We start from the raw sequence: 24,657 nt of genomic DNA, 5'->3' as shown, positions 1-24,657 counted from the left end.
GGTTATACGTTATCCCCGCCGGTGGTATCTAGTGCGCGCGCAGCGGCTGCCGCGGCATCGTTCCCAGCCCACACCCAGTCGGTGACCTCGGGAATGTCTTCTCCGTGATCGCGGGTGTACTGCCGGGCACGCAGGCGGGCATCCTGCATCTGCTGGCGAAGCAGTCCGGCACGGGCTCCGAGTCCGGGCACCCGGTCGATGACATCCATCACCAGGTGGTACCGGTCGAGGTCGTTGAGCATGACCATGTCGAACGGCGTCGTCGTCGTCCCGTTCTCCTTGTACCCGCGGGCGTGCAGGTTGCCATGGCCGTGGCGCTTGTAGGTGAGCCGGTGGATCAGCCACGGGTAGCCGTGGTAGGCGAACACGATGGGCTTGTTCGCGGTGAAGTAGGCGTCGAACTCCCGGTCGCTCAGGCCGTGCGGGTGGTCGTCCTCGCTCTGCAGGCGCATCAGGTCGACCACGTTGACCACGCGCACGCTGAGGTCGGGCATGGCCTCGCGCAGGATCTTGGCGGCGGCGAGCACCTCGAGGGTGGGCACCTCGCCGGCGGCGGCGAGCACCACGTCGGGTTCGGTGCCGGGAATCTCGGTACCGGCCCACTCGAAGATGCCCAGGCCCCGCTCGCAGTGCGCGACGGCCTGATCCATGGTGAGCCAGTTCGGCGCCGGCTGCTTGCCGGCGACGACCACGTTGACGTAGTCGACGCTGCGCAGGCAGTGGTCGTAGATCGACAGCAGGGTGTTGGCGTCGAAGGGCAGGTACACCCGCACGACGTCGGCGCTCTTGTTCACGACGTGGTCGATGAAACCGGGGTCCTGGTGGCTGAATCCGTTGTGGTCCTGGCGCCAGACGTGCGAGGAGAGCAGGTAGTTCAGGCTCGAGATGGAGCGGCGCCACGGGATCTCGCGGGTGACCTTGAGCCACTTGGCGTGCTGGTTGAACATCGAGTCGATGATGTGGATGAATGCTTCGTAGCAGTTGAAGACGCCGTGCCGGCCGGTGAGCAGGTAGCCCTCGAGCCAGCCCTGGCACTGGTGCTCGCTGAGCATCTCCATGACCCGGCCCGCGCGGGCAAGGTTGGTGTCTTCGGGCAGGTATTCGCCGTTCCACTGCTTGTCGGTGGCGGCGTAGACGGATGGTGCGAGCCGGTTGGATGCGGTCTCGTCCGGTCCGAAGATGCGGAAGTTGTCCGGGTTCTGGCGGATGACGTCGGCCATCCAGATGCCGAGCACCTTGGTGGCCTCGTCGACGGTGGCGCCGGGGGTCGGCACCTCCACCGCGTAGTCGCGGAAGTTGGGCAGCTTGAGCTCGCGGCGCAGCAGCCCGCCGTTGGCGACGGGGTTGGCGCTCATGCGCAGGTCGCCGTGCGGGGCGAGCGCGGTGATGTTGGCGGCGGGGGCGCCGGCGTCGTCGAAGAGTTCCTCCGGACGGTACGAACGCAGCCAGGATTCGAGCACGTCGGTGTGCGACTGGGTGTCGCGGGCGTTGACGAGCGGCACCTGGTGCGAACGCCAGGAGTCTTCCACCTGCACGCCGTCGATGACGGGCGGGCAGGTCCAGCCCTTGGGGGTGCGCAGGATGATCATCGGCCAGCGCGGCCGGCTGGTATCGCCGGCGAGGGCGGCGCGCTTGATCGAGGCGATTTCGTTGAGCACCTCGTCCATGGTCTGCGCCATGCGCTGGTGCACGGCGAGGGGGTCTTCGCCGTCGAAACCGCCGGAGACGATGTGCGGGTTGTGGCCGTAGCCGCGCATGAGTTCGAGCAGTTCGCTCTCGGGGATGCGGGCCAGGATGGTGGGGTTGGCGATCTTGTAGCCGTTGAGGTGCAGGATCGGCAGCACGACGCCATCCTGCAGCGGGTCGACGAACTTGTTGGAGTGCCAGCTGGTGGCCAGCGGGCCGGTTTCGGCCTCGCCGTCTCCGACGACGGCGGCCACGAGCAGGTCGGGGTTGTCGAACGCGGCGCCGTAGGCGTGGCTGAGCGCGTAGCCGAGCTCACCGCCCTCGTGGATCGAGCCGGGGGTCTCGGGTGAGGCGTGGCTGGGGATGCCGCCGGGGAAGGAGAACTGGCGGAACAAGCCCTTGATGCCGTCTTCGGACTGGTCGATGCTCGAGTAGACCTCGGAGTAGGTGCCGTCGAGGTAGGCGTTGGCGACCATGCCGGGCCCGCCGTGGCCGGGGCCGGTGATGTAGAGGGTGCTGATCTCGCGTTCGCGGATGACCCGGTTCAGGTGCGCGTAGAGGAAGTTGAGGCCGGGGGTGGTTCCCCAGTGGCCGAGCAGCCGCGGTTTGATGTGCTCTTTCTGGAGCGGCTCCCGCAGCAGCGGGTTGTCGAGCAGGTAGATCTGCCCGACCGAGAGGTAGTTCGAGGCTCGCCACCACGCGTCGACGCTGGCGAGAGCTTCGGCGCTCAACGCGTGCGGCAGGCGGCTGGGCCAGGTGAATGAGGTGGCGTTGGACGAATGAACCATCACGGACTCCAAGTGCTCTATGGGCGCCACAGGCGCCGTTCAAGTCTAGGAGCGACGATTCCTGCTCCGGGGGGACGTTGGTCCCCTTTGCTCGCCGGCGATAGGGCTAGGCTGACCGGTTCGCATCCGGGGCGCACTCGGGGGCGCATCCGGGCAGCATCCGGGCAAAGTAAAACTCCTCGCGCACCCACCAGAGCCCAGTTACCCTTGCTACGTTTCCGTCCTGGGGGAGTTGGCTGAGATAGCGCCACGCGAGGAGCCATTGCCAGTTTAGGGCGTCCGGGCCCCGGGCCCAAAACCGGCGGTTTGGTGACGTGTCACTCGGGACCCCCGGAAGCAGGTAAGATTTTCCCTGGTCGTTGTCTTCACGAATCGATCGGCTCAGGAGAATTCGCCTAGTGGCCTATGGCGCACGCTTGGAAAGCGTGTTGGGTGAAAGCCCTCGGGGGTTCGAATCCCCCATTCTCCGCCAGTGAAACGCCCGCTTTCGAGTGGGCGTTTCCGTTTTAACGCCCAACTGTTGCCGAAGCAACAGTCAGTGCGAGCCGGAACGGTTCGGCGGGTGTGCGGCGAGCCGCTGTCGACTGTCGGCCAGCGTTGGGGCCGCATCCGCTCGGGTTGACCTCAAGCACGGTTGAGGTCTTACTATCGCTCTCGTGCCCATCCCCTCCTCGCCGCCTTCGGTCCCCCTGCGCCCGGCCTCGATCTTCGGCCGGGAGTACGTCTGGGTCACCGTCGGGATCCTCGCGCTGATCTTCCTGGCCGCGTTCGAGGCCTTGGCCGTGACCACGGTGATGCCCATCATCAGTGCGGCGCTGGACGGCAACTCCTTGTACGCGCTGGCGTTCTCCGGTCCGCTCGCCGTGGGCGTGGTGGGCATGGTGGCCGCGGGCAACTGGGCGGACCGCGCCGGGCCGGTGCCCGTGGTGCTGACCGCCGTGGTGCTGTTCGTGGTGGGCCTGGTGATCGCCGGCACCGCCGCATCCATGCCCGCCCTGATCGTGGGACGCCTGGTGCACGGCCTCGGTGGCGGGGCGCTGAGCGTGTCGCTGTACGTGGTCGTCGCACGGGTGTATCCGCAGCGGATGCATCCGGCGATCTTCGGCGCCTTCGCCGGCGCCTGGGTCGTGCCGTCGCTGATCGGGCCGTTCATCGCGGGTCTGGTGGCCGAGTACACCAGCTGGCGGTGGGTGTTCCTCGGCGTGGTGGTGCTGGTAGCGGCGGCGATGGGGATGCTGCGGCCCGGGCTGGTTGCGATCGCGGCGGCGGAGCGGGAGCGGCCGATCGGTGTGCGGGAACCGTGGCGGCTGTCGCGCACGCTGTGGTCGCTGGGTGCGGCGGCGGCGGTGCTTTGCGCGTCTATGGCGGCGCAGCTGCCCGGCGCGCTGCTGTGGGTGGGCACCGGCGCCGCGTTCGTGCTGGCCGGGGTGGCGCTGCGTCCGCTGCTGCCGGCCGGGACGCTCCGCGGCCGGCGTGGACTGCCCGTGGTGATGACGATCCGCGGGTTGGTGTCGGGGGCGTTCCTCTCCACCGAGGTGTACCTGCCGGCGTTGCTCACCGGCGAGTACCGGCTCTCCCCCGTGTTGGCCGGGCTGGCGTTGAGTTGCGCGGGGGTCACCTGGGCGCTGGCGTCCTGGTTGCAGGGGCGGTATGCCACGGTGCTCAGCGATGCGGGCAGCATGCTGCTGGGCAGCGCGTTGCTGCTGGTGGCGATCGCCGCGTCGGCGCTGACCAGCGCCCTGGGCCTGGCGCCCGCTGTCGCCATCGCCGGCTGGGCCGTTGCCGGGGCCGGCATGGGCACCCTTGTGCCGCGGCAGAGCGGCCGGGTGCTGCGGCTGTCGGCGCCCCAGCAGCAGGGCTTCAATTCCTCCGCGCTACTGATCGCCGACTCCATCGGCGCGGCGCTGGCCCTGGCGGCCACGGCCGTGGTGTTCGTGGCCTTCGCGCCGCTGGGCGGCACCGCCACCTACACGGCCTCGTTCACGCTCTCGGCACTGCTTGCGGTGGGCGGCCTGCTGCTGGTGGGCCGGGTCGGGCGTGACGCGGCGCCCGCGACCGTTGCGGTTCCGTCCGCCTGAGCCGCGCGCCGGCAGCAACTGTTGCCGAAGCGGACAAATGGTCCCGGTGCGCCGGGCGCAAATGTCCGCACGGGCAACAGTTGCGGGGCGGATGTCGATTGGGGACTGGTTCAGTCGTCATAGGGGTGTCAGTATCCGTAACGCGTGAAAGGACAGCTCATGCAATATTCGCTTCTCGTCATCAGCCAGGAGTCCGGGGACGCCGGAATCACCGAAGAGGACATGGAATGGGGCCGGGCGGCGTTCGACGCCTATGGAAAGGCCCTCGACGCGGCGGGCGTGCTCGTGTCCGCCGACATCCTGCAGCCCGTGTCGGCCTCGACGACGGTGTCGCTGCGGGATGGCGCCCTGCAGATTCAGGACGGCCCGTTCGCCGACACCAAGGAACGTCTGAACGGCACCTTCGTGATCGAGGTGCCCGACCTCGACGCCGCCCTCGACTGGGCCGGGAAATGCCCCGCCGCCCAGTACGGGGCGATCGAGGTGCGCCCGTCGGCGATCGTGTTCACCGACGGCGAATGGCACCAGGTAGCGTGACCGCCCTGGCGCGGGCGGAATTAGCCGCCCGCGCCTCCTATGGGCGCCTGCTCGCCGTGCTGGCCGCGCCCACCGGCGACATCGCGGCCGCCGAAGACGCGCTCTCGGACGCCTTCGAGCGTGCGCTCATCACCTGGCCACGCGATGGTGTTCCCCACAATCCGGAGGGATGGTTGCTCACCGTGGCCCGCAATCGGCTCAGGGACCTGTGGAAATCCGCGGCGGTGCGGCTGAGTGCCCCTCTGGCGGAGGGCGCGCTCGACGGCACCGCGCGGGACGGCGCCCGATCGACAGCAAACGGACCCGGGCGCACGGGGCCGGACGCCTGGGTCGGCAGCGCCGGCACGGTGGGGATTGATGCGCTCGAGTCCCTCGACACCGAGGCGATTCCCGACAAGCGCATCGAGCTGCTCTGCGTGTGCGCGCACCCGGCCATCGACCGGGCCGTGCGCACCCCGCTGATGCTGCACACCGTGCTCGGCCTGACCGCGGCCGACATCGCCGCCGCATACGCCGTGCCGGAGCAGACCATGGCGCAGCGGCTGGTGCGGGCCAAGCGGCGCATCCGCGCCACGCGCATCCCGTTCGTGCTGCCGTCGCTCACCGACCTGCCCCAGCGGTTGCCCGCCGTGCTCGAGGCTGTCTATGGCGCCTACGCGATCGACTGGGCCAGCGCCGAGCCGGATGCCCGTGCCGTGCCGGACTCGTTGGCCGGCGAAGCACTGTACCTGGCCGAGACCCTCGCCGCGCTGCTGCCCGAGGAGCCGGAGGTGCTCGGCCTGGCCGCCCTGCTGGCTCTCTCGATCGCGCGGCTGCCGGCCCGGATGAGCGGCAGGGGTGAGCTCGTCGCCCTCGACGACCAGGACCCGGCTCTGTGGGACACCGCCCTCATCGAGCGCGGGGAGCGCTACCTGCGGCGAGCCCAACCGTTGGGCCGGATCGGCCGGTTCCAGCTGGAAGCGGCGATCCAGTCGGCGCACTGCGACCGGGCCCGCTCGGGGGTGACGGACTGGGCGGCGCTGAGGACCCTGCACACCGCGCTGGTGCGCCTCTCCCCCACCGCGGGCGCCCGGGTGGCGCTGGCCGCGGTCATCGGCGAGGTGGACGGGCCGACGGCCGGGCTCGACGTGCTCAACGCGGTGGCTCGGGACCGCCCGGACACGGCGTCGTTCCAGCCGTTCTGGGCCACCCGGGCGCACCTGTGCGCCGAGGCCGGGCGGGTGGGGGATGCCCGCGCCGCGTACGACCGGGCGGTGGAGCTGGCCGGTGATGAGCGGCTGCGCGCGGCATTGCGGCGTCGGGCCGGGGCCCTGCCGCCCGGTTGAGCCGCAACCCGTCCGCGGGCCGCGCCCAGTTCACGCCCCGGCAGCAACTGTTGCCGAAGCGGGCTTCTGCGCACGGGCAACAGTTGTCGGGCGGGGCTACTCGCCGACGTGGCGGCGGGGGCGGGGTGGCGGGGGCGGCGGCACCTCTTTGGCGGCGACGACCTCTGCGAGCGCCAGCGTCAGTGTGCCGCGCTTGGTCTCCACTGTGCAGTGCGTGGTGTCGCAGGAACGCAGGTAGCCGAGGGCATCCGTGTAGCCGCCGGCGATGCGGGTGCGCACCACGACCCGGGTGCCGAGGGCGGTGCCGGTGAGAAACTCGACGGGACCCGTCACGGCAGTCGGCTGAACGATTCGACGCGCTCGGTCTGCCCGGCTACCAGGATGATGTCGCCGGCGAGAATCACGGTCTGCATGGTGGCGTAGCTCCAGCCCTGGCCGGCCCGGTGGAACGCCGTGACGGTGATCCCGTGCACCGTGCGCACCCTGGTCTCGCTCAGCGGTTTGCCGAGGATCTCCTGGGGCGGGGCGGTCTTCACCAGGGCGAAGTCCTCACCGATGTCGATGTAGTCCTGCATCACCCCGCGCACCAGGTGCGCGACGCGCTTGCCCATGTCTTTCTCCGGGGAGATCACGTGTTTGACCCCCAGCTGACGCAGGATCTCGCCGTGCGGTTCGCTCACCGCCTTCGCCCAGATGTTGGGGATGCCCATCTTGATCAGCAGCGACGCCGTGAGGATGTTCGCCTGGATGTCGCTGCCGATGGCGACCACCACGCTGCTGAACTCCGGCACCGACAGCTGCCGCAGGGTCTCCTCTTTGGTGGAGTCGGCCCGGACCACGTGGGTGAGCAGCCGGTTGTGCGCCTGCACGATCTCCTCGTCGCCATCGATGCCGAGCACCTCGGTGCCGCTGTCCATCAGTTCCAGCGCGAGGGCGCTGCCGAATCGGCCGAGGCCGATGACCACCACGGAGTCCTCCTCGGCCAGGCGGGCGGTCTGCCGCTGGCCGAACAGGGAATACGATGACGACCTGAACTTAGCCAATGATGGGCCTCTCTTTCGGGAGTTCGTACGTTACCGGGTGCTCGCGCAGGGCGAGGGCGGAGGCGAAGGTGATCGGCCCGAGCCGGCCGATGAACATCAGCATGATCAGGATGGCCTGACCGGCCGGCGGCAGATTCGCCGTGATGCCGGTGGACAACCCGACGGTGCCGAACGCCGAGATCGCCTCGAACAGCAGCACGTCGAGGGTGAGGTCGGTGAGCACCATCAGAACGGCCGTCGACGCGACGACCACGAACACGGCCAGGAGCACCACCGAGATGGCCTGTCGGTGCACGGCCCTGGACAGCCGCTTGCCGAACACGTTCACCACACCGTCGCCGCGGATCTCGGCGACGAGGATGAAGTACAGCACCGCGAAGGTGGTGATCTTGATGCCACCGGCGGTGCCGGCCGGGCCGCCACCGATGAACATCAGCACATCCATGCCGAGCAGGCTGGCGGAGTCCATCGCCCCGATGTCCACGCTGTTGAACCCGGCGGTACGGGTCTGCACAGACTGGAAGAAGCCGACCAGGATCTTCGCCGGCCAGTCCATCGGGCCGAGCGTGGCCGGGTTGGACCATTCGACGGCGGTGATGTACACCGTGCCGGCCACGAGCAGGGTGATGGTGCCGGCGAGCACGATGCGGGTGTTCATGCTCCACAGGAGCGGCGACCGCAGGTGCTTCCGCAGTTGCACGATCACCGGGAAGCCCAGCCCGCCCAGGATCACGGCCGCCGCGATCGGTAGGCAGATGAACGGGTCGACGGCGTAGCTGATCAGGTTGTCACTGAACAGCGCGAAGCCGGCGTTGTTGAACGAAGACACCGCGTGGAACACCCCGAACCAGATCGCCCGGCCGAGCGGCTCGCCGTAGCCGAACAGGAACCGCAGGCTGAGCAGCACCGCTACGACACCCTCCACGATCAGCGAGATGGTGACGACACCGAGCACCAGGCCCTTGACGTCCTCGAGGCCCACACTGCGCACCTCGGATGCGGCGGTGACGCGGGAGCGCAACGACAACCGTCGCACCACGGCCAGCCCGATAACCGACGCGAAGGTCATCACGCCGAATCCGCCGATCTGGATCAGGACCAGGATCACGACCTGGCCGAACGGGGTCCAGAAGGTTTCGGTGTCGACCACGGTGAGCCCGGTGACACAGACCGCGGAGGTGGCCGTGAAGATCGCCTCCGCGAACGACGCCCCGCCGGGGCCGACCTTGGCGATCGGCAATGAGAGCAGTCCGGTGCCGAGGAGGATCGTGAGGGCGAAACCCGCGGCCACCGCCTGGGCGGGGTGCAGGCGGAATCTCGGCCGGCCGAGGCCCGGCCCCGTCTTCGCCCGCGAGTTCACTGTGTCACTCTACGACCCTTGGGCGACCCCGTGCGCACGAGATTTTCGCCCTGCCCTATCGCGCGTACCCCCCGAACGGTGTCTACTGGGTTGCCGGGGCATGGGGCATACTCTGTAGTACACCGGGGGGAGGGGATACGAGGGTGGGCAAAATCACGGGTACGGCCTTGCGTGTGCAAGTGCTGCGACCCCACGGGCATCTGCTGCGTCAGACGACCCTCTCGATACTGGCCTTCTTCGCCCCCGTCTTCGCAGTCCTTTACTGGCTCACCATCCCCCTCGGGGAGTGGATTCCGGTCCTCATCGTGCAGCTGTTGGTGATGCTCGGGGCCGCCGTCGGCATCGTCGGTTTTCTGCGCACCTGCGTCTGGGTCGACGACACCGGCATCTCCGAGCGGGGCTTCTTCGGCCAGGTGACAAGTTTTCCGGTGGAGCAGGTCGCCAGTGTCGTGGTTCTCGAGCTGTACCAGAGCGGCGCGATCGACACGCACCCGCAGCTTTTCGTGACCGGCGCCGACGGTCAGCTCCTGGTGCGGATGCGCGGACAGTTCTATTCTCGCGGCGCGATGGACACGGTCGTGGACGAGCTGGGCGCCCCCGTGGTGCGTGTGCCGGACCCGATGACCCTCACCGAGCTCAACCGGCTGCGCCCCGAACTCCTGTACTGGTTCGAACGCCGGATCACCGGCCGGGCACCGCAAGACTTCGACCCGGGCGCCGACCTCGGCCGTTGACGGTTCCTCCATTCCCCCGGGTTGAAGTGCGGCGGCGGCCGGACCCTAGCCGAGCGGGTCGCTGGCGTCGGTGGTGAAGACGTAGTCGTTGTCCGCCGTGAGCTCGGGGCGGAGTTCGCGGCCGAGCGCCTCGGCGAAGACCAGCCTGGAGTCCTCCCGGCGTCGGGCGGCGCCGACAGGGTCGTCGGCCCGCAGCTGCTCGAAATCCACGTCGAGCGGCCAGCTGGTCACGGCGGTCCAGTCCCGGACGGGTCCGCCGGCGAGAGCGTGCAGCACCCTTGGGGAGTTCAGACTCCAGCGCACCTCGAACCTGTCGCTGCGGTCGCTGCCCGAGATGACGTCGTCGAGCCGGCCGTAGAAATCGGGTAGGAACCCGGTCACCTCGGCCCCGAGCTTGACCAGGTTGAAGTGCGCGTTGCGGCGGATCAGCGGGTCGAAGGTCCAGCGCATCTCGGTGATGCCCTGCTCGAGGCACAGCGCACGCTGAAAGAGTTTGAGGGCGTAGCCCACGCCGCCGCCCCGGTGCCACGGCACCACCGCGGCCATGTGCGAGTGCAGGTGCACCCCGTCGGTCCAGCCCAGGAACCCGAGCGTCGCGCCGACCGGCTTGCCGTGCTGGGTGGCCAGCAGCACCGGGTTTCCCGCGAAGTCGAGCGCGAGCAGCATCGCCCGGTCGGGGCTGCGCCCCACCCCCCAGGTGCGTTCGAAGAGGCCGATGATGCCGTCGAGGTCGCGCGGTTCCGCCGCTCGCACCGTCACCGCGGCCGACGCCGCGGCGATGGTGGCCAGCCTGTAGGCCTCGGTCACGCTCTGCTCAGCAACGCTCATTCCACGAGTACACCACAGGACGGCGCCTGAATCGAGGGCCGGCGGGGGCGAGGCGCCGGCGGCGGGCGGATGCCGAGCTAGTGGCCGCGGCCGGAGACCCGGTCGGCGAGGGTCGCCAGGGGCGAGGTGCTGCGGCGGCGGGTGAGCTCGGCCCGGTCGGCGTGCGTGTAGGCCTGGTACAGGGCGGTCACGGCCAGCCAGCGCAGCGGCTCCGGCTCCCAGTTGCGCACCCGGTGGTTCACCCACGGCAGCGCCGTCAGGGCGCTCTCGCGGCCGAGGATCAGGTCGGTGAGCGTGCGGCCGGCCAGGTTGGTGGTCGCCACGCCGGTGCCCACGTAGCCGCCCGCCCAGGCCAGACCGGTCTGCCGGTCCAGGCCCACCGTCGCGGCCCAGTCGCGGGGAACGCCCAGCACGCCGCTCCAGGCATGCTCAATGGCCGCATCCGCGGTGCCGGGGAAGAACCTGTGCAGGATGCCGGTGAGCGCCTCGATGGTGCTCGCCGGGGTCTGGCCGTCGGAGTCGGTCTGGGAGCCGAACCGGTACGGCACCCCACGGCCGCCGATGGCGATGCGGTCATCCGCTGTGCGCTGGGCATACATGTAAGCGTGCGCCATGTCGCCCAGGGTGGCCCGGTCGTCCCAGCCGATGCCGGCCCAGACGGCGGCGGGCAGCGGTTCGGTGACGATCAACGAGGAGTTCATCGGCAGCCAGGCCCTGTGCAGTCCGGCCAGGCCCGCGGTGAAGCCCTCGGTGGCGCGCACGATGAACTCGGCCTGCACGGTGCCGTGTTGGGTGCGGGCGGTCTGCGGGGTGATCTCGCTCACCCGGCTGTCGTCGTAGATCTCCACGCCCAGCGCCAGGACGGCGCGGGTGAGCCCGGCGACCAGCTTGGCCGGCTGGATGCGCGCGCAGTGCGGGTGCCACATCGCGCCGGTGCTGCCGGCGACATTGATGCGCGCCGTGGCGGCCTCGGCGCTCAGTAGCTCGACATCCGTGTGCGGCCAGGCCTGCTCGGCCCGCACCGCGGCCTCGAGGCGTCGCTGTTGCGGCCTGTCGTAGGCGACGGTGAACTCGCCGCCCTTGACGATGTCCGCGTCGATGCCCTCGACCGCGGCGACCCTGATCACCTCGTCGACGGTGTCGTTCATGGCGGCCTGGAAACCGGCGACCGCGTCACGGCCGTGGCTCCGCAGGTACTGTTCGCACCCACCGGTGACCGAGTTGGTCAGCCAGCCGCCGTTCCGGCCGGACGCGCCGTAGCCGGCGAAACGCTGATCGAGGATCACGATGCGCAGCTGCGGGGCAGCCTTCTTGAGGTAGTAGGCGGCCCACAGGCCGGTGTACCCGGCGCCGACGATGCACACGTCGGCGCGGGTGGAACCGGGCAGCGGCGGCCGCGGCGCCGGCCGGCCGATCTGGTTCCACCAGAAGGAGACGTCTCCGTTGATCATGGCCGCACCGTTCACCGCATCCGTTGACCGGGGCCGGGCTCAGGACAGGGTCTGCGTGGGCTGCCAGGCCGGGGTTTTGGAGCCCAGCTTCTCGACGGGGTCGAACCGGGCGCCGGCCGGCTTGCTCGGGAGTAGGGCGAAAACCAGGGCCACCAGGGGGCCGAAGCCGGGGATGACGGTGAGGAAGTAGAACCAGCCGGAGAAATCGATGTCGTGCAGCCGTCGCACGAAGACCGAGATGTTGGGGATGATCACGCCCAGGCCGAACACCAGGATGAGAAGGCCGCCGACGATGGCGGTGGGTTTCGGTTCCTCGAACGGCGGCGGGTTGATGATCACGGGGAGGAACCCGACGGCAAAGATCACCAGAACTACCACGACCTGAAAGAGCTGGAACCACCAGTACTCGCTGCGTGTGGCCCGTCCGGCGAAGGTGGCGTAGTTGCGGAAAACCGACACGATGGCCGCTTTCGGAGTGAGCATTGTGAATCCCCCAGGATGTCGCGCTGTGCCTCGGACGAGGCGATCGCGTGGCTCACCCTAGCAGGGCATCAGCCCGCTCGCCGCGCGGTGGCGCCGACGCGCAGTTCAGTCCAGGTCGGCCGGCAGGCCGAACGCCTTCTCGCCCGCCTCGACCATGGGGAACATCGACTGCTGGAAGATCCATCCGGCGAACGGGATCACGAAGATCGCCGGCGCCAGCAGCAGCGGATGCCCCACGAGGACAGCGCCGACCGCAGCGAGGGCCACGATGCCCTGTAGGACCAGTGCTATCGCCGCGCCGCCTCGGGTGCCGTCGGCGGCAGGGGTGCGAAAGAGGTCTCCGGCTCCTCCGACACGCTCGCGCCGGCAGCTGCGGCCGCGCTGTCAGACGAGCTGTTCTGTACGAAGGCGGGCCGCGCCATGTCGCCGATCTGGGCCTCCGCATCCGCCCAGTCGAACGCGTCGCCGCTGGCAGCGGCACGCTCCTCGAGGGCGGGCAACGCGGCGTCGGCGGGGTCGAGCCGGCGCACCTCCGCGAGGTGCACCCGCGCCGCCGCGGCACGGCCGGCATCCAGGAGCAGGCCGGCCAGATGCATCCGCAGTGCGGCGTTGTCGGGCGATGCGGCGACGGACTGCCCGATCAGGTCGATAACTGAGCTGTCTGGCATGGCGTTTTCCCCCTGAACTGAGCCGAACCCCGAGCCCAGCGAATTAGCGCAGGCCCGAGCCCTGGAAGGAGAGTCCGGGAACGCTGGGCTGTCGGTCGAACCGGGCGCCGGCGGAGTTGCTGGGCAGCAGCGTGAAGACCAGCACAACGACGGCTCCCACGAGCGGGAACAGGGCCAGCAGGGCGAACCAGCCGGAGAAGTTCGCATCGTGCAACCGCCGCACGAGCACCGCGAGGCTGGGCAGCAGCACGCCGATCGCGACGATCGGGGCCACCAGCATGAAGACGAGCTCGAAGTTGTGCGAGGGATACCCGTTGCGGTCGGTGCCGGTCGGGATCAGCTGCAGCAGCGAAAGCGCCACGAAGACGACCCAGAGGATCAGCCCGAACCACCAGTATTCGCTGCGCGGCGCCCGGCCGGTGAAGTCGGCGTACTTGCGGAAAACGGAGGCAATCGCCGCGGCGGGTGTCAGCATGGGGGTCTCTTTCGTCGGCTTCAAGAAGTCGGCGCAGGCCGACGGAGGCCGTGCGCCCCCACGCTCAGGCTACCGGTAGCCGGTCTACTGAAAGAGGAACAGCAGGGTCGTGGCTCCGACGGTGATGGCGACCAGGGAGAGGATCAACACCCAGGTGAGCCCCTTGAAGTTTCGGAGTTTGCCCATGAAGCCGACCGGGCGGCCGTCGTAGTCGTCGTTGTCATTCATGGGGCGACTCTAGCGCCGCAGCTCGGGCGTGGCCTGTGCGGCCGACGTCAGGAGAGCGTCTTGCTCGGGTTCCACGCCGGCGTGGCGCTGCCGGTGTTTTCGACGGCGTCGAATCGGACGCCGGCCGGCTGGCTGGGCAGCAGGGCGAAGATGAGCACGACCAGAACACCGGCGTACGGGATGCAGGCCAGGAAGTAGAGCCAACCGGAGAAATCGCCGTCGTGCAGGCGACGCACATACACCGTGATGTTCGGGATGGCGAGACCCAGGCTCAGGAGCAGGGTGACGCCAATGGCGATACCCATCGACACGGGCATCTCGCCGCGCTCGGGTGTGCCGATGCCGAGACCGCCGAGCAGGACCACGACGGTGAACAGCACGGCCTGGAACAGGGCGAACCACCAGAATTCGCTGCGCGGAGCCCGCCCGGCCAGGGTGGCGTAGTTGCGGAAAACAGACTTAATGGCCGCTTGCGGAGTCAGCATGGTGTTCTCAAATCCCCCATTTGATAGGCCGTCCAGAGGGGACGACCGCAGGGGATCACCCTAGCAGCGGCGCCGAACGGGCCCGGCCCCGGCATCCGCGGCCTGCTGCGATTGACTTGCGGATGCCGGCGAGCCCGGGCGGGTCAGGCGGCGGGGGTACGTTCCTCCAAGCCCCAGGGCTGGCCGTAGCCGGCGGGTTCGGGAGCGGCCATCAGGTCGAGGTAGGGCTGGGCGTCGAAGGCCTCCGGGCCGAGCACCCCGGTGCCGGTCCATACCCCGGTCGCGAGCAACTCCAGGGCGATCGCGGGGTTCAGCGCGGTCTGCCAGACCACGCACTGGGCGTCGTATTCCGCCATCGTCCACTCGTTGTCGCTCACGTGATAGAGGTAGACCTCCCGCGGCGCACCATCCAGGCCCAGGCCGGTCACCCAGACGCCGGCGCAGGTCTTGCCCGTCATCCGCGGGCCGATCGTGGCCGGGTCGGGCAGGCTCGCGGCCACCACGTCGCGCGGGGCGACCATCGCCGGGCCGTCCGCGGTGCGCACCCGCACCGGCGCGACGCTGTCGAGGCCGAGTAGGTGCAGGGTGCGCAGCACCCCGATGAACTCCTCGCCGAGGCCGTACTTGAAGGTGACCCGCTTCGCATCCAGCCAGCGCGGCATCAGCAGCACCTCTTCGTGCTCCACGTTCACGCACTCCACCGGGCCGATGCCCTCCGGGAAGTCGAACACCTCGGGCTCGCTGAACGGCGGCGTCGTGAACCAGCCGCGGTCCTTCTCGAAGATCACCGGCGGGTTCAGGCACTCCTCGATGGTGGTCCAGATGCTGAACGACGGCGCGAAGATCTCGTTTCCGGCTTCGTCGCGCACAACCAGGTTGGCGCCATCCCGGGTGCCGAGCTCGTCGATCTCGCTGAACAGGTGATCGGACGCGTACCGGGCGAAGACGTCGCTCAGGCCGGGCTCCACGCCCATGCCCACCAGCGCGAGCCGGCCGCTGGTCTCCCAATCACTCGCCTGTTCGAACTGGTCGTCGCCGAGCTTGATGCCGGTCTGCGCGTGCGGGTCGGTCGGATGCGGCTCGCTCAGGCTCATCGCCATGTCGAGGTAGTCGGCGCCGGCGGCCAGCGCACCCGTGAAGATGCTCTGCACGAACTTCGGTTCCACGGCGTTCATCACGTGGGTGACCCCGTGCTCGCGTGCCACCCGGGTCACCACCTCGGGGTCGGATGCGTCGATCTGCGCCGCTGTGAACCGGGCGGCGGTCTCCCCGCCGTGGCGGGCGGCGATCGACGCGATCGTGCGCTCCGCCCGGCCCAGGTCGTAGTCGCTCACCACGACGTGCTCGTAGAAGGAACGGCGGGCAATGATCTTCGCGAAGGCGTCACCGACGCCACCCGCACCTACGAGGAGGATTCTCATGACCCGACGCTAGCGCGCGGCCACCGCGAATGTCAGCCCCACAGCCAACATCCGTGCCCCGCGAGCCCGGGCTCGTCGGGGCTACAACGCCCTGGAGTCGACGGGCAGAGCGCTCCGATCAATGGGCTGGACCGTGTAGATGAAGGGGGTTGTGTCCGCAATGTCCACCGTGGAGCTGTCGAGGTACACAAGTCCCGCACCGTCATCGCGCCACTGGACGGGATGAGTCTGCCCGTTCCAGGTGGTGGTGGCGGTCACCTGCCGGAGGTCGGATACCTCGCTCTCATCGACGGTCACCCGCCACGTCCAGAAGTGCAGGGAAGACGCGGCCAGGACGAATTCGTCGGTCACGGTGTCACCCCGGTCTTTCTTGACGACGATTGCTCTGCCCGGGGCAGCCACCGGCTCCTCGCCGGCCACATGGGGCCCCCCACTCGAACCATCGACGCGGTGCGGCCGCGCAACGTTCCCACGCAGGCGGCCACGACGCCGACGCCCAACGGGCTCTCGGTGAGGGTCCAGCCGCGCAGGCTCAGCTGCGCCAGCGGCACCACGGCAGACCAACCGTTCGTGCGGCGGCCTCCTCCGAGCACAACCTCCGGCGCGGTCAGCGGCGGCTCCCCGCCTCCCCCGACGAAGATCACCGCCCGCCCGTTGCGGACCGCGGCGATCTGCACCGTGAAATCCCGCCAGATCGCCGTCCACTCCACCCGATGCACCACGGCAACGAGGCTCCGGTCCACCAGCCTCGTGAACATGCCCTAGCCATCCGGCGCCCAGCCCTCGCCCGTGGGCAGGACCGCGCCCAACCAGATCAGCTGCAGCTGAGGCACCCCGGCCGCGCTGACGGTGCCGTCGGTGTCAACCAGGCCCACCGTCAGCCCGCCGATGGATGCCATCAGTCCGGGCTGCGGCGTGGTCTCGTCGATCAGGTCGAAGCTGGTGGTGCGGGTCAGCCAGAATCGGCTCAGCCAACCGAAGTCCACCCGGCCGAACGCCACGCCCACCCGGGGGTCTTGTTCACGCCCGAACACCCCGGACAGCGGAAGGTCACCGGCCACCGAGACCCGGCCATCCCTGCTGACACCGCGCACCCGCAGCCGCATGCCCTGGAAATTGGCGTACCCGGAGACCTCCATGCGGCCGCCGGGTACGTTCCTTTCGCGTAAGACGTAGATGCCCGAGGGATTGGTGAGCGAGTCGTCGAACTGGTCGGACGCGTCGGTACCGGGTTCGGTCATCCGTCGGACCGGGTGGGTGCTCGTCAGTCGCGGCGGGTCACCGGGGTGCCGGGCGCGTTCGCTCGTTCGGCGACGCGGCCCGCCGCCTGGCGATGGTGTTCTCGCCGTCGAGCTTGGCGGCCAGCGGTGCCCACAGGACCACGGCCACGCCCGCTCCGAGCAGCAGCCCGCCGATGGTGTCGGTGAGCCAGTGCGCGCCGAGGTAGGTGCGGCTGACCATCATGGCGACGGTGTACACGGCGCCGGCTATCCACACCCACAGCCACGGGAAGATGATCCCGAGCGCGACGGCCATGGTGGCGGCATTGGCGACGTGCCCGGAGGGGAACGATCCGAAGTCGGAGGTGATCAGCATGTCTTCGGGGCGCGCCCGGCCGAAGAGGGTCTTCAGCAATTGGACGAGACCGGCGCTGACGATGGTGGCGATCACGAAGTACCCGGCCGCCCAGGGCCGGCGCAACACGAGCAGGAGCACAACAATGGCGATCGGGATCACGAACACCCCGGCGATGCCGGCGCCGAGGAAGTTCATCACCAGCGCCGGAACCTCCCAGACCGGGGACCGGTGCTCGAGGATCTCCTCCATCCACTCCGCGTCGGCCTCGATCGGGCGGCCGTTGCCGCGGGTGAGGATCAGGGCGCCGAGCAGGAACGCGAGGACGACGGCGACCGCACCGCTGATCAGGGGCCACCGCCGGGCGACCCGGCGGGCGGGCGCATCCGCCGCGGCCTCGGCCCGGCCGGGAGCGGGTGGGGTGGGCTCAGTCTCGGGGTTTCGGGAGGGGTCCATCAACCCATGGTAGATCGGACGCCGCGGGCGGGGCGCCCTGCCCCGGACCGCCCGCCTGCCCGACCACCCCATGACTGGCCCACTTTCGCTAGTGCCCGACCCCGACAACTAGCAAAAATGGGGCAGCCTTGCTGAAGCGAGTGGTGAGTTGCCCGGATTCGCCAGTGCAGCAGGCGCTGCAACTAGCGAAAGCGGGCGAGTCTCCGCTTGGCCGATGAGCAGTGCGGCCTCGGGTGCCGCAGCCGGGTCAGTGCGTGAGCGCCGACACCGTTCGCGGGCGCACGATGAACCAGAGGCTGAGGATGGAGATGATCGCGCAGACACCCATCACCGAGGCCATCGGGACGGCGGTGCCGACCCCGAGCAGGCCCACGACCGGGGAGATCAGCCCGGCGATGCCGAAGTTGGCGGCGCCGAGCACGGACGCGGCGGTGCCGGCCTCGCTGCCGTGCGAGTTGAGGGCGATGACCTGCACGGTGGGGAAGGTGAACCCGCAACCGGCGATGAAGAACCACAGCGGGATGAGGGTGCCCCACAGGCCCGCGCCCAGCAGGTCGAGGGTGAGAATCGCTGCCGACGTGATCACGAGTACCGCGGTGGCGCCGATCAGGATGTTCTGCGGCCCCACGTTGTAGCGGTGCATCAGCCGCGAGCTGGTCTGCACGCCAACGACGATGCCGAGAGAGTTGACGGCGAAAAGCACCCCGTACTGCTGGGCACTGAACTCGTAGACCTGCTGGAACAGGAACGGTGAGGAGGAAAGGTAGGAGAACAGCCCGGTGAAGGTCATCGCCCCGATGATCGCGACGCCCACGAAGGTGCGGTCGCTGAGCACGGCCCGGTAGCGCTGGCCCAGGCTCGAGTGGCCCGGCACGGTGCGACGATCCTGCGGCAGGGTTTCCACGATCCAGATCGCGACGGCCACCATCACCACGATGCCGTAACCGGCGAGTACCCAGAAGATGCCGCGCCACGGCATCACGAGCAGCAGCTGCGAGCCGACGACGGGGGCAATCACCGGCGCCAGGCCGCTGACCAGGGCCAGGCGGGAGAGCATTTTGACCAGCGGCTTGCCGCCGAACAGGTCGCGCACCATGGCCATGGCCACGACCGCGCCGGCCGCGGCGCCGAAGCCCTGCAGCACCCTGAAAATGCCCAGCGTCACGATCTCGGTCGACAGTGCGGCGCCGACACAGGCGAGCACGTGGAAACCCGTGGCCAGCAGCAGCGGCAACCGGCGGCCGACCTTGTCGCTCCACGGGCCCACGATCAGCTGGCCGAAGCCGAAGCCGATCATGGTGCCGGTCAGGGTGAGCTGGATGGCGGCGGCCGAGACCCCGAGTTCGCTTTCGAGGGTGGGGAACGCGGGCAGGTACAGGTCGATGGTGAACGGGCCGAGGGCCGTGAGCGCGCCGAGGATGATGATATAGACGATGCGCTGCCCGCGGGAAAGCGCGTCACCCGGGTGCCGGGCGGTGGAGGCGAGCTGCGCCTCAGAGATCACGGGGATGACGGCAGTAGTCACGTTGAAGAGTCCTCGGTCGGAGTCGTGCGAAAGGAGTGCGGGCGATCGCCCAGTAGCGAAAAGCGTGCGCCGCTCAGTTCTATTCCACCTCAGCGGCATCCCGGCAAAGATTGCGCGGATCCGGCCTTTTCTGCACGTTCCCGGGCGCCGGGTGCGTCTGAATCCGCCCGGCCTGGTCAACTTTGGAGTTATGCCATCCAGTCGGGGTCGGGGTCGGCAGGGGGGCAGGGTTAGGGAGACTCGGCGGGCGTGCCGGCGGGCACACCTGCCGGGAGTCCGGCCGGGTCGTCGAGCAGGCCCTCGAAGGCCAGCTCCGCGGCGCCGATCATCAGCAGGTTCGAACCGAGCTCCGCGGCGCTGAGCCGCACGGTGCCGAAGGCGGCGTCGAGCGAGTGCTTCGCCACGGCGGAGCGCAACCTGTCGGCATCCACCGCCAGCAGCGCGGCAAGAAACCCGCCGAGCACCACCACCTGTGGGTTGAGGATGTTGATCGCCCCGGCCAGCGCCACCGCGAGGTGGTCGATCTGACGGTTGACCTCGGCGCGTACCTCCGGTGACGTGGATGCCCGCAGCGCCTGTTCGAGCTCGTCGGCATCCGCTCCGGCCAGGCCGAGCACCTCGAGCAGCTCGCGCCGGGTGACCTCGGCCTCCAGGGTGCCGCGGATGCCGGCGGAGTCGACCCGTTCACTGTCACTGACCCTGGTATGCCCGAACTCGCCCGCGTATCCGGCGATGCCGCCGGCAGGCGCACCCCCGACGATCATGCCGCCGCCGATGCCGCTCGCACCGCCGTTGAGGTAGATGAGATCGGTGATGCCCTTGCCAGCGCCGAAAAACCGCTCGGCCATGGCGCCCAGGCTGGCGTCGTTGGCGGCGAGAACCGGGTAGCCGGTCGCGGCCTCGAGCATTTCGGCGAGGGGTTCGTCGATCCAGCCCAGGTGCGGCGCGTGCCGTACGAGTCCGTCGTGGGCGCGCACCAGGCCGGGCACGGCCACGCCGATTCCCACGACCTTGAACCTGGCCTCGAGTTCGCCGCGCATGCCGTCGATCACGGCTGCGGCGATGTTGACGGCCTCGAGCACGCTAGGGGACTGGTCGGTGGGGTAGCGCACCCGGCGGTGCACCTGACCGTCGAGGCCGACGATGCCGATGGTGACGGCGTCGATCTCCGGATTCACGGCGAGCGCCACGACCTGCTCGCTGACACTGACGATGGGACTGGGCCGGCCGACCTGATTGGTGGAGCTCGGTTCGCGCTCGACGACCAGCCCGCGATCGACCAGCTCGGCGACGAGGGCGGCGATGGTGGACCGGTTCAGTCCGGTGACCCTGGTCAGCTGGGACCGCGACGCCGCCCCACTGCGGTGCACGAGTCGCAACACCACAGACAGGTTGTGTCTGCGCACGTCGTCATGGCTGCTGCCCTGCACGGTTCCTCCGTCTGGCTGACGCCCGATTCTGCGAGCGTGAGTCACTCTGGCCCCCAGAATACCCGGCATCTCCCCCGACCCGGCGTGATACGTTGCAGAACGCTACAAATCGACCCAGACAAGGAAGTCCATGGAATTCCCCAGCATGAGAATTGCCCTCACCGGCGGAAGCGGCAAGCTCGGCAGGACCGTGCTCGCCCGGCTCCGCGCCGAGGGCCATCACGTGATCAACTTCGACCTGGCCGGCAGCCGCGAAGCCGGCTTCGTGCGCATCGATCTCACCGACTTCGGACAGGTGGTCGACGCCTTCGCCGGCGTCAACGACCAGGTGGACGGCTTCGACGCCGTGGTGCACCTGGGCGCAATCCCGGCGCCGGGCCTGGCGCCCGATGTCGCCACCTTCCATAACAACATGCTCTCCAGCTACAACGTGTTCCAGGCCGGCCGCCGCAATGGCATCAAGCGCATCGTGTACGCGTCGAGCGAGACGGTGCTCGGCCTGCCGTTCGACGTCGACCCGCCCTACATCCCGGTCGACGAGGAGTACCCGGCCCGGCCGGAGAGCACATACTCGCTGGTGAAGCACCTCGAGGAGCAGATGGCCATCGAGCTGGTGCGCTGGGATCCCGAGCTCTCGATCACGGCGCTGCGGTTCTCCAATGTGATGGACCCGGAGGACTATGCCAGGTTCGACGGGTTCCAGACGGATGCGACGCTGCGCAAGTGGAACCTCTGGGGCTACATCGACGGCCGCGACGGTGCCCAAGCCGTGCTCAAGGCGCTGCAGACCGCCCCGCCCGGCTTCGAACGCTTCATCATCGCCGCCGCGGACACCGTGATGCGCCGGCCCAGCGCCGAGCTCGCCGCCGAGGTCTTCCCGAACGTGCAGCCCACCCGCCTGGTCCCCGGGACCGACACCCTGCTCTCCATCGACAAGGCCCGGCGCCTGCTCGGCTACTCCCCCGAGCACTCCTGGCAAGACCCCCGCTGACCCCTCGTGACCTGTGAGAAAAGCCCCAGAATCTCGATTTCTGGGGCTTTACTCACGGTTCGCGGACCGGGGCGGGGCCGGTCGAACCCCGCTCGACGTAACGCGGCGGCAGCAGGTCGACGTGCGGGGTTCGGTCGCCGGTGATCTGGCGGATGGTCAGTTCCACCGCACGTACTCCGGAGTCCTCCGCGGACAAAGGGATCTCGTCCAGCGGCGGACTGAACGCCGAGGTGTCGAAGACCGCGCAGGCCGAGATCACCGACAGCTGGCCGGGAATCGAGATCCCCCGGGCGGCGAGGATCTCCAGCACCGTGACCTGCACGGATTCGCCGGCGTGCATGACCAGGGCCGTCATGGTCGGCATGGCGCTGAACAGCTCGTCGATACCGCGGCGGATGCTGTCCATGTCGCCGTCCGGCATCACGAAGGCCGTCGCGATGTCATGGTCGTCAGACGCGGCGAAGAACCCGTCCCGGAACCGAAGCGGGTAGTTCGCACCCCAGTCATAGGTCAGGCGTGACATGCCGAGAAGTCCGATCGAACGGTGCCCGAGGTCGGCGAGCCGGCCGACGGCCAGGTGCGCGGCCTCCTCGAAGTCCAGGTCGACGCAGACCAGCCCGGAGGTGTCGGCCGGCACGCCGATGACCGTGGCGGGGATGTTGAGAGCGCGCAGCAGCGGCATCCGCTCGTCGTCCAGGGAGACGTCCAGCGCGATGATGCCGTCGGCGAGTCGGCTCGAGGTCACCCGCTCCAGCCCGGTGGAGGCCTCGTCGGCGGTGAGCAGAAGCACGTCGTAGTCGATCTTGCGGGCCGCCGTGGCGACGGCGAGCACGAAGGACATCAGCACCCCGGCCTGGGTGTCGGGGCGCACGGGGGCGGTCAGGGCGAAGATGCGGGTGCGGGTGCCGGCTAGCATCCTGGCCCCGGCATTAGGCCGGTAGCCGAGCTCCTGGATGGCGCTGACCACCCGGTTCCTGGTGGACTCGGCGATGGAGCGGTTGCCGCTGAGCGTGTACGACACCGTGCTGATCGACACCCCGGCGAGACGGGCTACGTCGTTGATAGTTGCCATGCGTCCTCTGATACCTGGATGGAGCCGTCAGTGCGTCACTGCTAAGAATACCCAGCGCCCGGCCGGCTGCCGCCCGGGCGCTGGGTACTGGAATCAGCCCTTGACGGCGCCGATCATGACTCCGGAGCTGATGTGCTTCTGCAGGAACGGGTAGACGATCAGCACCGGCACCAGCGCGATGATCACGACGGCCATCTGCACCGCCAGGGTGGCGACCTCACCGCTGCCCACACTCACCTGGCCGGGCACCGAGACGCCCTGGAGCACGTAGGAGCGCAGGATCACCTGCAGCGGCAGCTTTTCGCTGTCGTTGATGTACAGGGTGGCGTTGAAGAACGCGTTCCAGTAGCCGACGCCGTAGAACAGGCCGATCACGGTGATCACCGAGCGTGACATCGGCAGCACCATCTTGGTGAGGATGCGCCAGTCGCCGGCGCCGTCGATGCGCGCGCTGTCGATGATCGACTGGTCGATGCCCATGAAGAAGCCGCGCATCAGGAAGATGTTGAACACGCTGATGCAGCTGGGCAGGATCAGCGACCAGTACGAGTTGATCAGGCCCAGGTTGCTCACCAGCAGGTAGCTGGGGATCATGCCCGCACCGAAGAACATGGTGATCAGCAGGAAGAACAGGATCGGCCGGTGCGCGTATGAGCCGGGCCTGGAGAGCCCGTAGGCGGCCATCACCGACACCACCAGGCTGATCAGGGTGCCCACCGCGGTGATGCCGACACTGACCATGACGGCCCGGGTGACCACTCCGCCGGAGAGGATCTGTTCGTAGGCGGAGAAGGTGAGCTCGCCGGGCACCATCACCATGCCGCCGGCCGCCGTGATGGTGGCCTGCGAGGAGAAGCTGGTGAGCACGACGATGTAGAGGGGTATGACGATCAGGGCGGCCATGCCGAAGAGCACGATGCCGCGGGCACCGGCTTCGAGCGGAGCGCGGGGCTCCTCCCAAGCCGGCCGGATGACCCGGGGAGGACGGGAGCGCGCTGAGGCGCGTGGTTTGGTGGTGATACTCATGATTTCTGGTAGACCCCGGCTTCTCCGAATAGGTGCGCGAGTTTGTTGGCGCCCAGCACCAGGATCACGCTGATCACGCCCTTGATCAGGCCTGCGGCGGCGGCGTAACTCCAGTCGCCGTTTTGGATGCCTGAGTAGTAGACGAAGGTGTCCAGCACCTCCGCCGCACCCGCTCCGACCGCGTCACGTTGTAGCAGCAACTGCTCGAAGCCCACGGTGAGGGAATCCCCCAGGCGCAGGATGAGCAGCAGGATGATGATCGGCCGCAGGGCGGGCAGGGTGATGTGCCACATCCGCTTGAGCCGGCCGGCGCCATCCATCGCCGCAGCCTCGTACTGACTCGGGTCGATGGCGCTGAGCGCGGCGAGGAACACGATGATTCCCCAGCCGGCGTCCTTCCAGAGCGCCTGAGAGGTGACCAGGATCAGGAAGGTGTCTGGCTGGGTCATCAGGTTGACCGCCTCGATGCCGTTGTCGCGCAGGAACTGGTTGAGCAGCCCCGCCCCGCCGAGGATCTGCTGGAAGATCGAGATCACGATCACCCAGGACAGGAAGTGCGGCAGGTAGACGATCGACTGGAACAGCGACCGCACCCGCGGGCTGAGCAGCCCCTGAAACAGGATCGCCAGCATGATCGGCACCGGGAAGAAGAAGACCAGCTGGAACGCTGTGATGGTGAGGGTGTTGCGCACCGCCGACCAGAAGGCCTCGTCGGCCAGCACCCGTTCGAAGTTGGCGAAGCCGACCCACGGGTTCTCGAACGCTCCCACGTAGGGCGAGTAGTCCTGGAAGGCGATCGCATTGCCGACGATCGGCACGTAGGCGAACAACGCGGTGAGCAGCAGCGCCGGCAGCACCATGATCAACAGGGTGCGGTCGCGCTTGAACAGGGCGCGGCGCTTCTTCCGCTTTTTCGCCGTCGCGGCCTTCAGGGTGGCGGGGTCTGCGGGCGGCGCCTCCGGAGTGGGGCGCCGCTCGTCGGTTAAGGTCAT

The 24,657-nt window shown here is 68.9% G+C and carries 27 protein-coding genes, 1 tRNA gene and 1 other RNA gene; 6 read left to right on the top strand and 23 right to left on the bottom strand.

Annotated features, from left to right (window positions below):
• Positions 1-2: 2 nt before the first annotated feature.
• Together E3T19_RS14785 and ffs are read right to left on the bottom strand one after the other, a co-directional pair.
• Positions 3-2,474 (bottom strand): phosphoketolase, encoded by a 2,472-nt coding sequence (locus E3T19_RS14785; RefSeq protein ID WP_103459713.1) that lies wholly within the window; start codon positions 2,472-2,474, stop codon positions 3-5.
• Between the two features lie 167 nt (positions 2,475-2,641).
• Positions 2,642-2,738: signal recognition particle sRNA small type (gene ffs / locus E3T19_RS14780), an RNA gene on the bottom strand.
• Between the two features lie 120 nt (positions 2,739-2,858).
• Between ffs and E3T19_RS14775 the strand changes: the two genes are divergently transcribed.
• The 4 genes from E3T19_RS14775 (at position 2,859) to E3T19_RS14760 (ending at position 6,414) form a co-directional block, all read left to right on the top strand.
• Positions 2,859-2,946: transfer RNA gene (locus E3T19_RS14775), tRNA-Ser, on the top strand.
• Positions 2,947-3,130: 184 nt separating this feature from the next.
• Positions 3,131-4,552 (top strand): MFS transporter, encoded by a 1,422-nt coding sequence (locus E3T19_RS14770; RefSeq protein WP_241980262.1) that lies wholly within the window; start codon positions 3,131-3,133, stop codon positions 4,550-4,552.
• Positions 4,553-4,711: 159 nt separating this feature from the next.
• The gene (locus E3T19_RS14765) at positions 4,712-5,089 is read left to right on the top strand and encodes a YciI family protein (protein WP_088455124.1); all 378 of its coding nucleotides are present in this window, start codon (positions 4,712-4,714) and stop codon (positions 5,087-5,089) included.
• Complete coding sequence (locus E3T19_RS14760; protein WP_103479827.1) at positions 5,071-6,414, top strand: RNA polymerase sigma factor; 1,344 nt, start codon at positions 5,071-5,073, stop codon at positions 6,412-6,414. Before E3T19_RS14765 ends, E3T19_RS14760 begins: the two co-directional genes overlap by 19 nt.
• 96 nt (positions 6,415-6,510) lie before the next feature.
• Here the strand turns inward: E3T19_RS14760 and E3T19_RS14755 are convergent, their stop codons facing one another.
• From E3T19_RS14755 to E3T19_RS14745, 3 genes are read right to left on the bottom strand one after another with little or no spacing between them, the layout of a single operon-like run.
• Positions 6,511-6,747: a ferrous iron transport protein A gene (locus E3T19_RS14755; protein WP_088455122.1), complete on the bottom strand. Its 237-nt coding sequence runs from the start codon at positions 6,745-6,747 to the stop codon at positions 6,511-6,513.
• On the bottom strand, positions 6,744-7,457 hold the full coding sequence (locus E3T19_RS14750; RefSeq protein WP_241980260.1) for a TrkA family potassium uptake protein: 714 nt from the start codon (positions 7,455-7,457) through the stop codon (positions 6,744-6,746). Before E3T19_RS14750 ends, E3T19_RS14755 begins: the two co-directional genes overlap by 4 nt.
• Positions 7,450-8,817, bottom strand: a complete 1,368-nt coding sequence (locus E3T19_RS14745; protein WP_174776278.1) for a TrkH family potassium uptake protein — start codon at positions 8,815-8,817, stop codon at positions 7,450-7,452. Before E3T19_RS14745 ends, E3T19_RS14750 begins: the two co-directional genes overlap by 8 nt.
• 179 nt (positions 8,818-8,996) lie before the next feature.
• On the opposite strand from E3T19_RS14745, the gene E3T19_RS14740 reads away from it, so the two are divergent.
• On the top strand, positions 8,997-9,551 hold the full coding sequence (locus E3T19_RS14740; RefSeq protein ID WP_103459712.1) for a hypothetical protein: 555 nt from the start codon (positions 8,997-8,999) through the stop codon (positions 9,549-9,551).
• A 45-nt stretch (positions 9,552-9,596) separates the two neighbouring features.
• Here E3T19_RS14740 and E3T19_RS14735 read toward each other — a convergent pair whose 3' ends face one another.
• The 15 genes from E3T19_RS14735 to E3T19_RS14675 form a co-directional block, all read right to left on the bottom strand.
• Positions 9,597-10,379, bottom strand: a complete 783-nt coding sequence (locus tag E3T19_RS14735) for a GNAT family N-acetyltransferase (RefSeq protein ID WP_134409196.1) — start codon at positions 10,377-10,379, stop codon at positions 9,597-9,599.
• A 77-nt stretch (positions 10,380-10,456) separates the two neighbouring features.
• Positions 10,457-11,830: an FAD-binding oxidoreductase gene (locus E3T19_RS14730; protein ID WP_134409195.1), complete on the bottom strand. Its 1,374-nt coding sequence runs from the start codon at positions 11,828-11,830 to the stop codon at positions 10,457-10,459.
• A 39-nt stretch (positions 11,831-11,869) separates the two neighbouring features.
• Positions 11,870-12,313 (bottom strand): DUF805 domain-containing protein, encoded by a 444-nt coding sequence (locus tag E3T19_RS14725; protein ID WP_088455119.1) that lies wholly within the window; start codon positions 12,311-12,313, stop codon positions 11,870-11,872.
• Between the two features lie 105 nt (positions 12,314-12,418).
• Positions 12,419-12,580, bottom strand: a complete 162-nt coding sequence (locus E3T19_RS19095) for a hypothetical protein (protein WP_166788891.1) — start codon at positions 12,578-12,580, stop codon at positions 12,419-12,421.
• 20 nt (positions 12,581-12,600) lie between these two features.
• The gene (locus E3T19_RS14720; protein WP_134409194.1) at positions 12,601-12,981 is read right to left on the bottom strand and encodes a tetratricopeptide repeat protein; all 381 of its coding nucleotides are present in this window, start codon (positions 12,979-12,981) and stop codon (positions 12,601-12,603) included.
• A 43-nt stretch (positions 12,982-13,024) separates the two neighbouring features.
• The gene (locus tag E3T19_RS14715) at positions 13,025-13,456 is read right to left on the bottom strand and encodes a DUF805 domain-containing protein (RefSeq protein ID WP_134409193.1); all 432 of its coding nucleotides are present in this window, start codon (positions 13,454-13,456) and stop codon (positions 13,025-13,027) included.
• 84 nt (positions 13,457-13,540) lie between these two features.
• A complete protein-coding gene (locus E3T19_RS19090) occupies positions 13,541-13,684 on the bottom strand; it encodes a hypothetical protein (RefSeq protein WP_166788890.1) in 144 nt (47 codons plus the stop codon).
• A 47-nt stretch (positions 13,685-13,731) separates the two neighbouring features.
• On the bottom strand, positions 13,732-14,169 hold the full coding sequence (locus E3T19_RS14710) for a DUF805 domain-containing protein (protein ID WP_088455116.1): 438 nt from the start codon (positions 14,167-14,169) through the stop codon (positions 13,732-13,734).
• 143 nt (positions 14,170-14,312) lie between these two features.
• Positions 14,313-15,590 (bottom strand): saccharopine dehydrogenase family protein, encoded by a 1,278-nt coding sequence (locus tag E3T19_RS14705; protein WP_134409192.1) that lies wholly within the window; start codon positions 15,588-15,590, stop codon positions 14,313-14,315.
• A gap of 81 nt (positions 15,591-15,671) precedes the next feature.
• Entirely contained in the window at positions 15,672-15,941 is a 270-nt protein-coding gene (locus E3T19_RS14700; protein WP_134409191.1) for a hypothetical protein, read from the bottom strand.
• On the bottom strand, positions 15,938-16,348 hold the full coding sequence (locus E3T19_RS14695; RefSeq protein WP_134409190.1) for a hypothetical protein: 411 nt from the start codon (positions 16,346-16,348) through the stop codon (positions 15,938-15,940). The genes E3T19_RS14700 and E3T19_RS14695 overlap by 4 nt, the downstream gene beginning before the upstream one ends.
• Positions 16,349-16,351: 3 nt before the next feature.
• A complete protein-coding gene (locus tag E3T19_RS14690; RefSeq protein ID WP_134409189.1) occupies positions 16,352-16,831 on the bottom strand; it encodes a hypothetical protein in 480 nt (159 codons plus the stop codon).
• Between the two features lie 37 nt (positions 16,832-16,868).
• Positions 16,869-17,621, bottom strand: coding sequence for a phosphatase PAP2 family protein (locus tag E3T19_RS14685; protein ID WP_134409188.1), 753 nt, complete (start codon positions 17,619-17,621; stop codon positions 16,869-16,871).
• Positions 17,622-17,868: 247 nt separating this feature from the next.
• Positions 17,869-19,146, bottom strand: a complete 1,278-nt coding sequence (locus E3T19_RS14680) for a multidrug effflux MFS transporter (RefSeq protein ID WP_241980258.1) — start codon at positions 19,144-19,146, stop codon at positions 17,869-17,871.
• Positions 19,147-19,376: 230 nt separating this feature from the next.
• Positions 19,377-20,531 (bottom strand): ROK family transcriptional regulator, encoded by a 1,155-nt coding sequence (locus E3T19_RS14675; RefSeq protein WP_241980256.1) that lies wholly within the window; start codon positions 20,529-20,531, stop codon positions 19,377-19,379.
• Positions 20,532-20,721: 190 nt separating this feature from the next.
• On the opposite strand from E3T19_RS14675, the gene E3T19_RS14670 reads away from it, so the two are divergent.
• Positions 20,722-21,567: an NAD(P)-dependent oxidoreductase gene (locus tag E3T19_RS14670; RefSeq protein ID WP_134409210.1), complete on the top strand. Its 846-nt coding sequence runs from the start codon at positions 20,722-20,724 to the stop codon at positions 21,565-21,567.
• Between the two features lie 52 nt (positions 21,568-21,619).
• Here the strand turns inward: E3T19_RS14670 and E3T19_RS14665 are convergent, their stop codons facing one another.
• The 3 genes from E3T19_RS14665 to E3T19_RS14655 all read right to left on the bottom strand — a co-directional run bounded on the left by E3T19_RS14665 (position 21,620) and on the right by E3T19_RS14655 (position 24,657).
• Positions 21,620-22,639, bottom strand: coding sequence for a LacI family DNA-binding transcriptional regulator (locus E3T19_RS14665; RefSeq protein ID WP_134409186.1), 1,020 nt, complete (start codon positions 22,637-22,639; stop codon positions 21,620-21,622).
• Positions 22,640-22,732: 93 nt separating this feature from the next.
• Entirely contained in the window at positions 22,733-23,665 is a 933-nt protein-coding gene (locus tag E3T19_RS14660) for a carbohydrate ABC transporter permease (protein WP_103479835.1), read from the bottom strand.
• Positions 23,662-24,657, bottom strand: a complete 996-nt coding sequence (locus E3T19_RS14655; protein WP_134409185.1) for a sugar ABC transporter permease — start codon at positions 24,655-24,657, stop codon at positions 23,662-23,664. The genes E3T19_RS14660 and E3T19_RS14655 overlap by 4 nt, the downstream gene beginning before the upstream one ends.

The organism is Cryobacterium sp. TMT4-31, from assembly GCF_004403385.1.
GTDB lineage: Bacteria > Actinomycetota > Actinomycetes > Actinomycetales > Microbacteriaceae > Cryobacterium > Cryobacterium zongtaii.
Note: the sequence above shows the minus strand (reverse complement) of the source record. Positions and strands in the feature narration are given on the sequence as shown.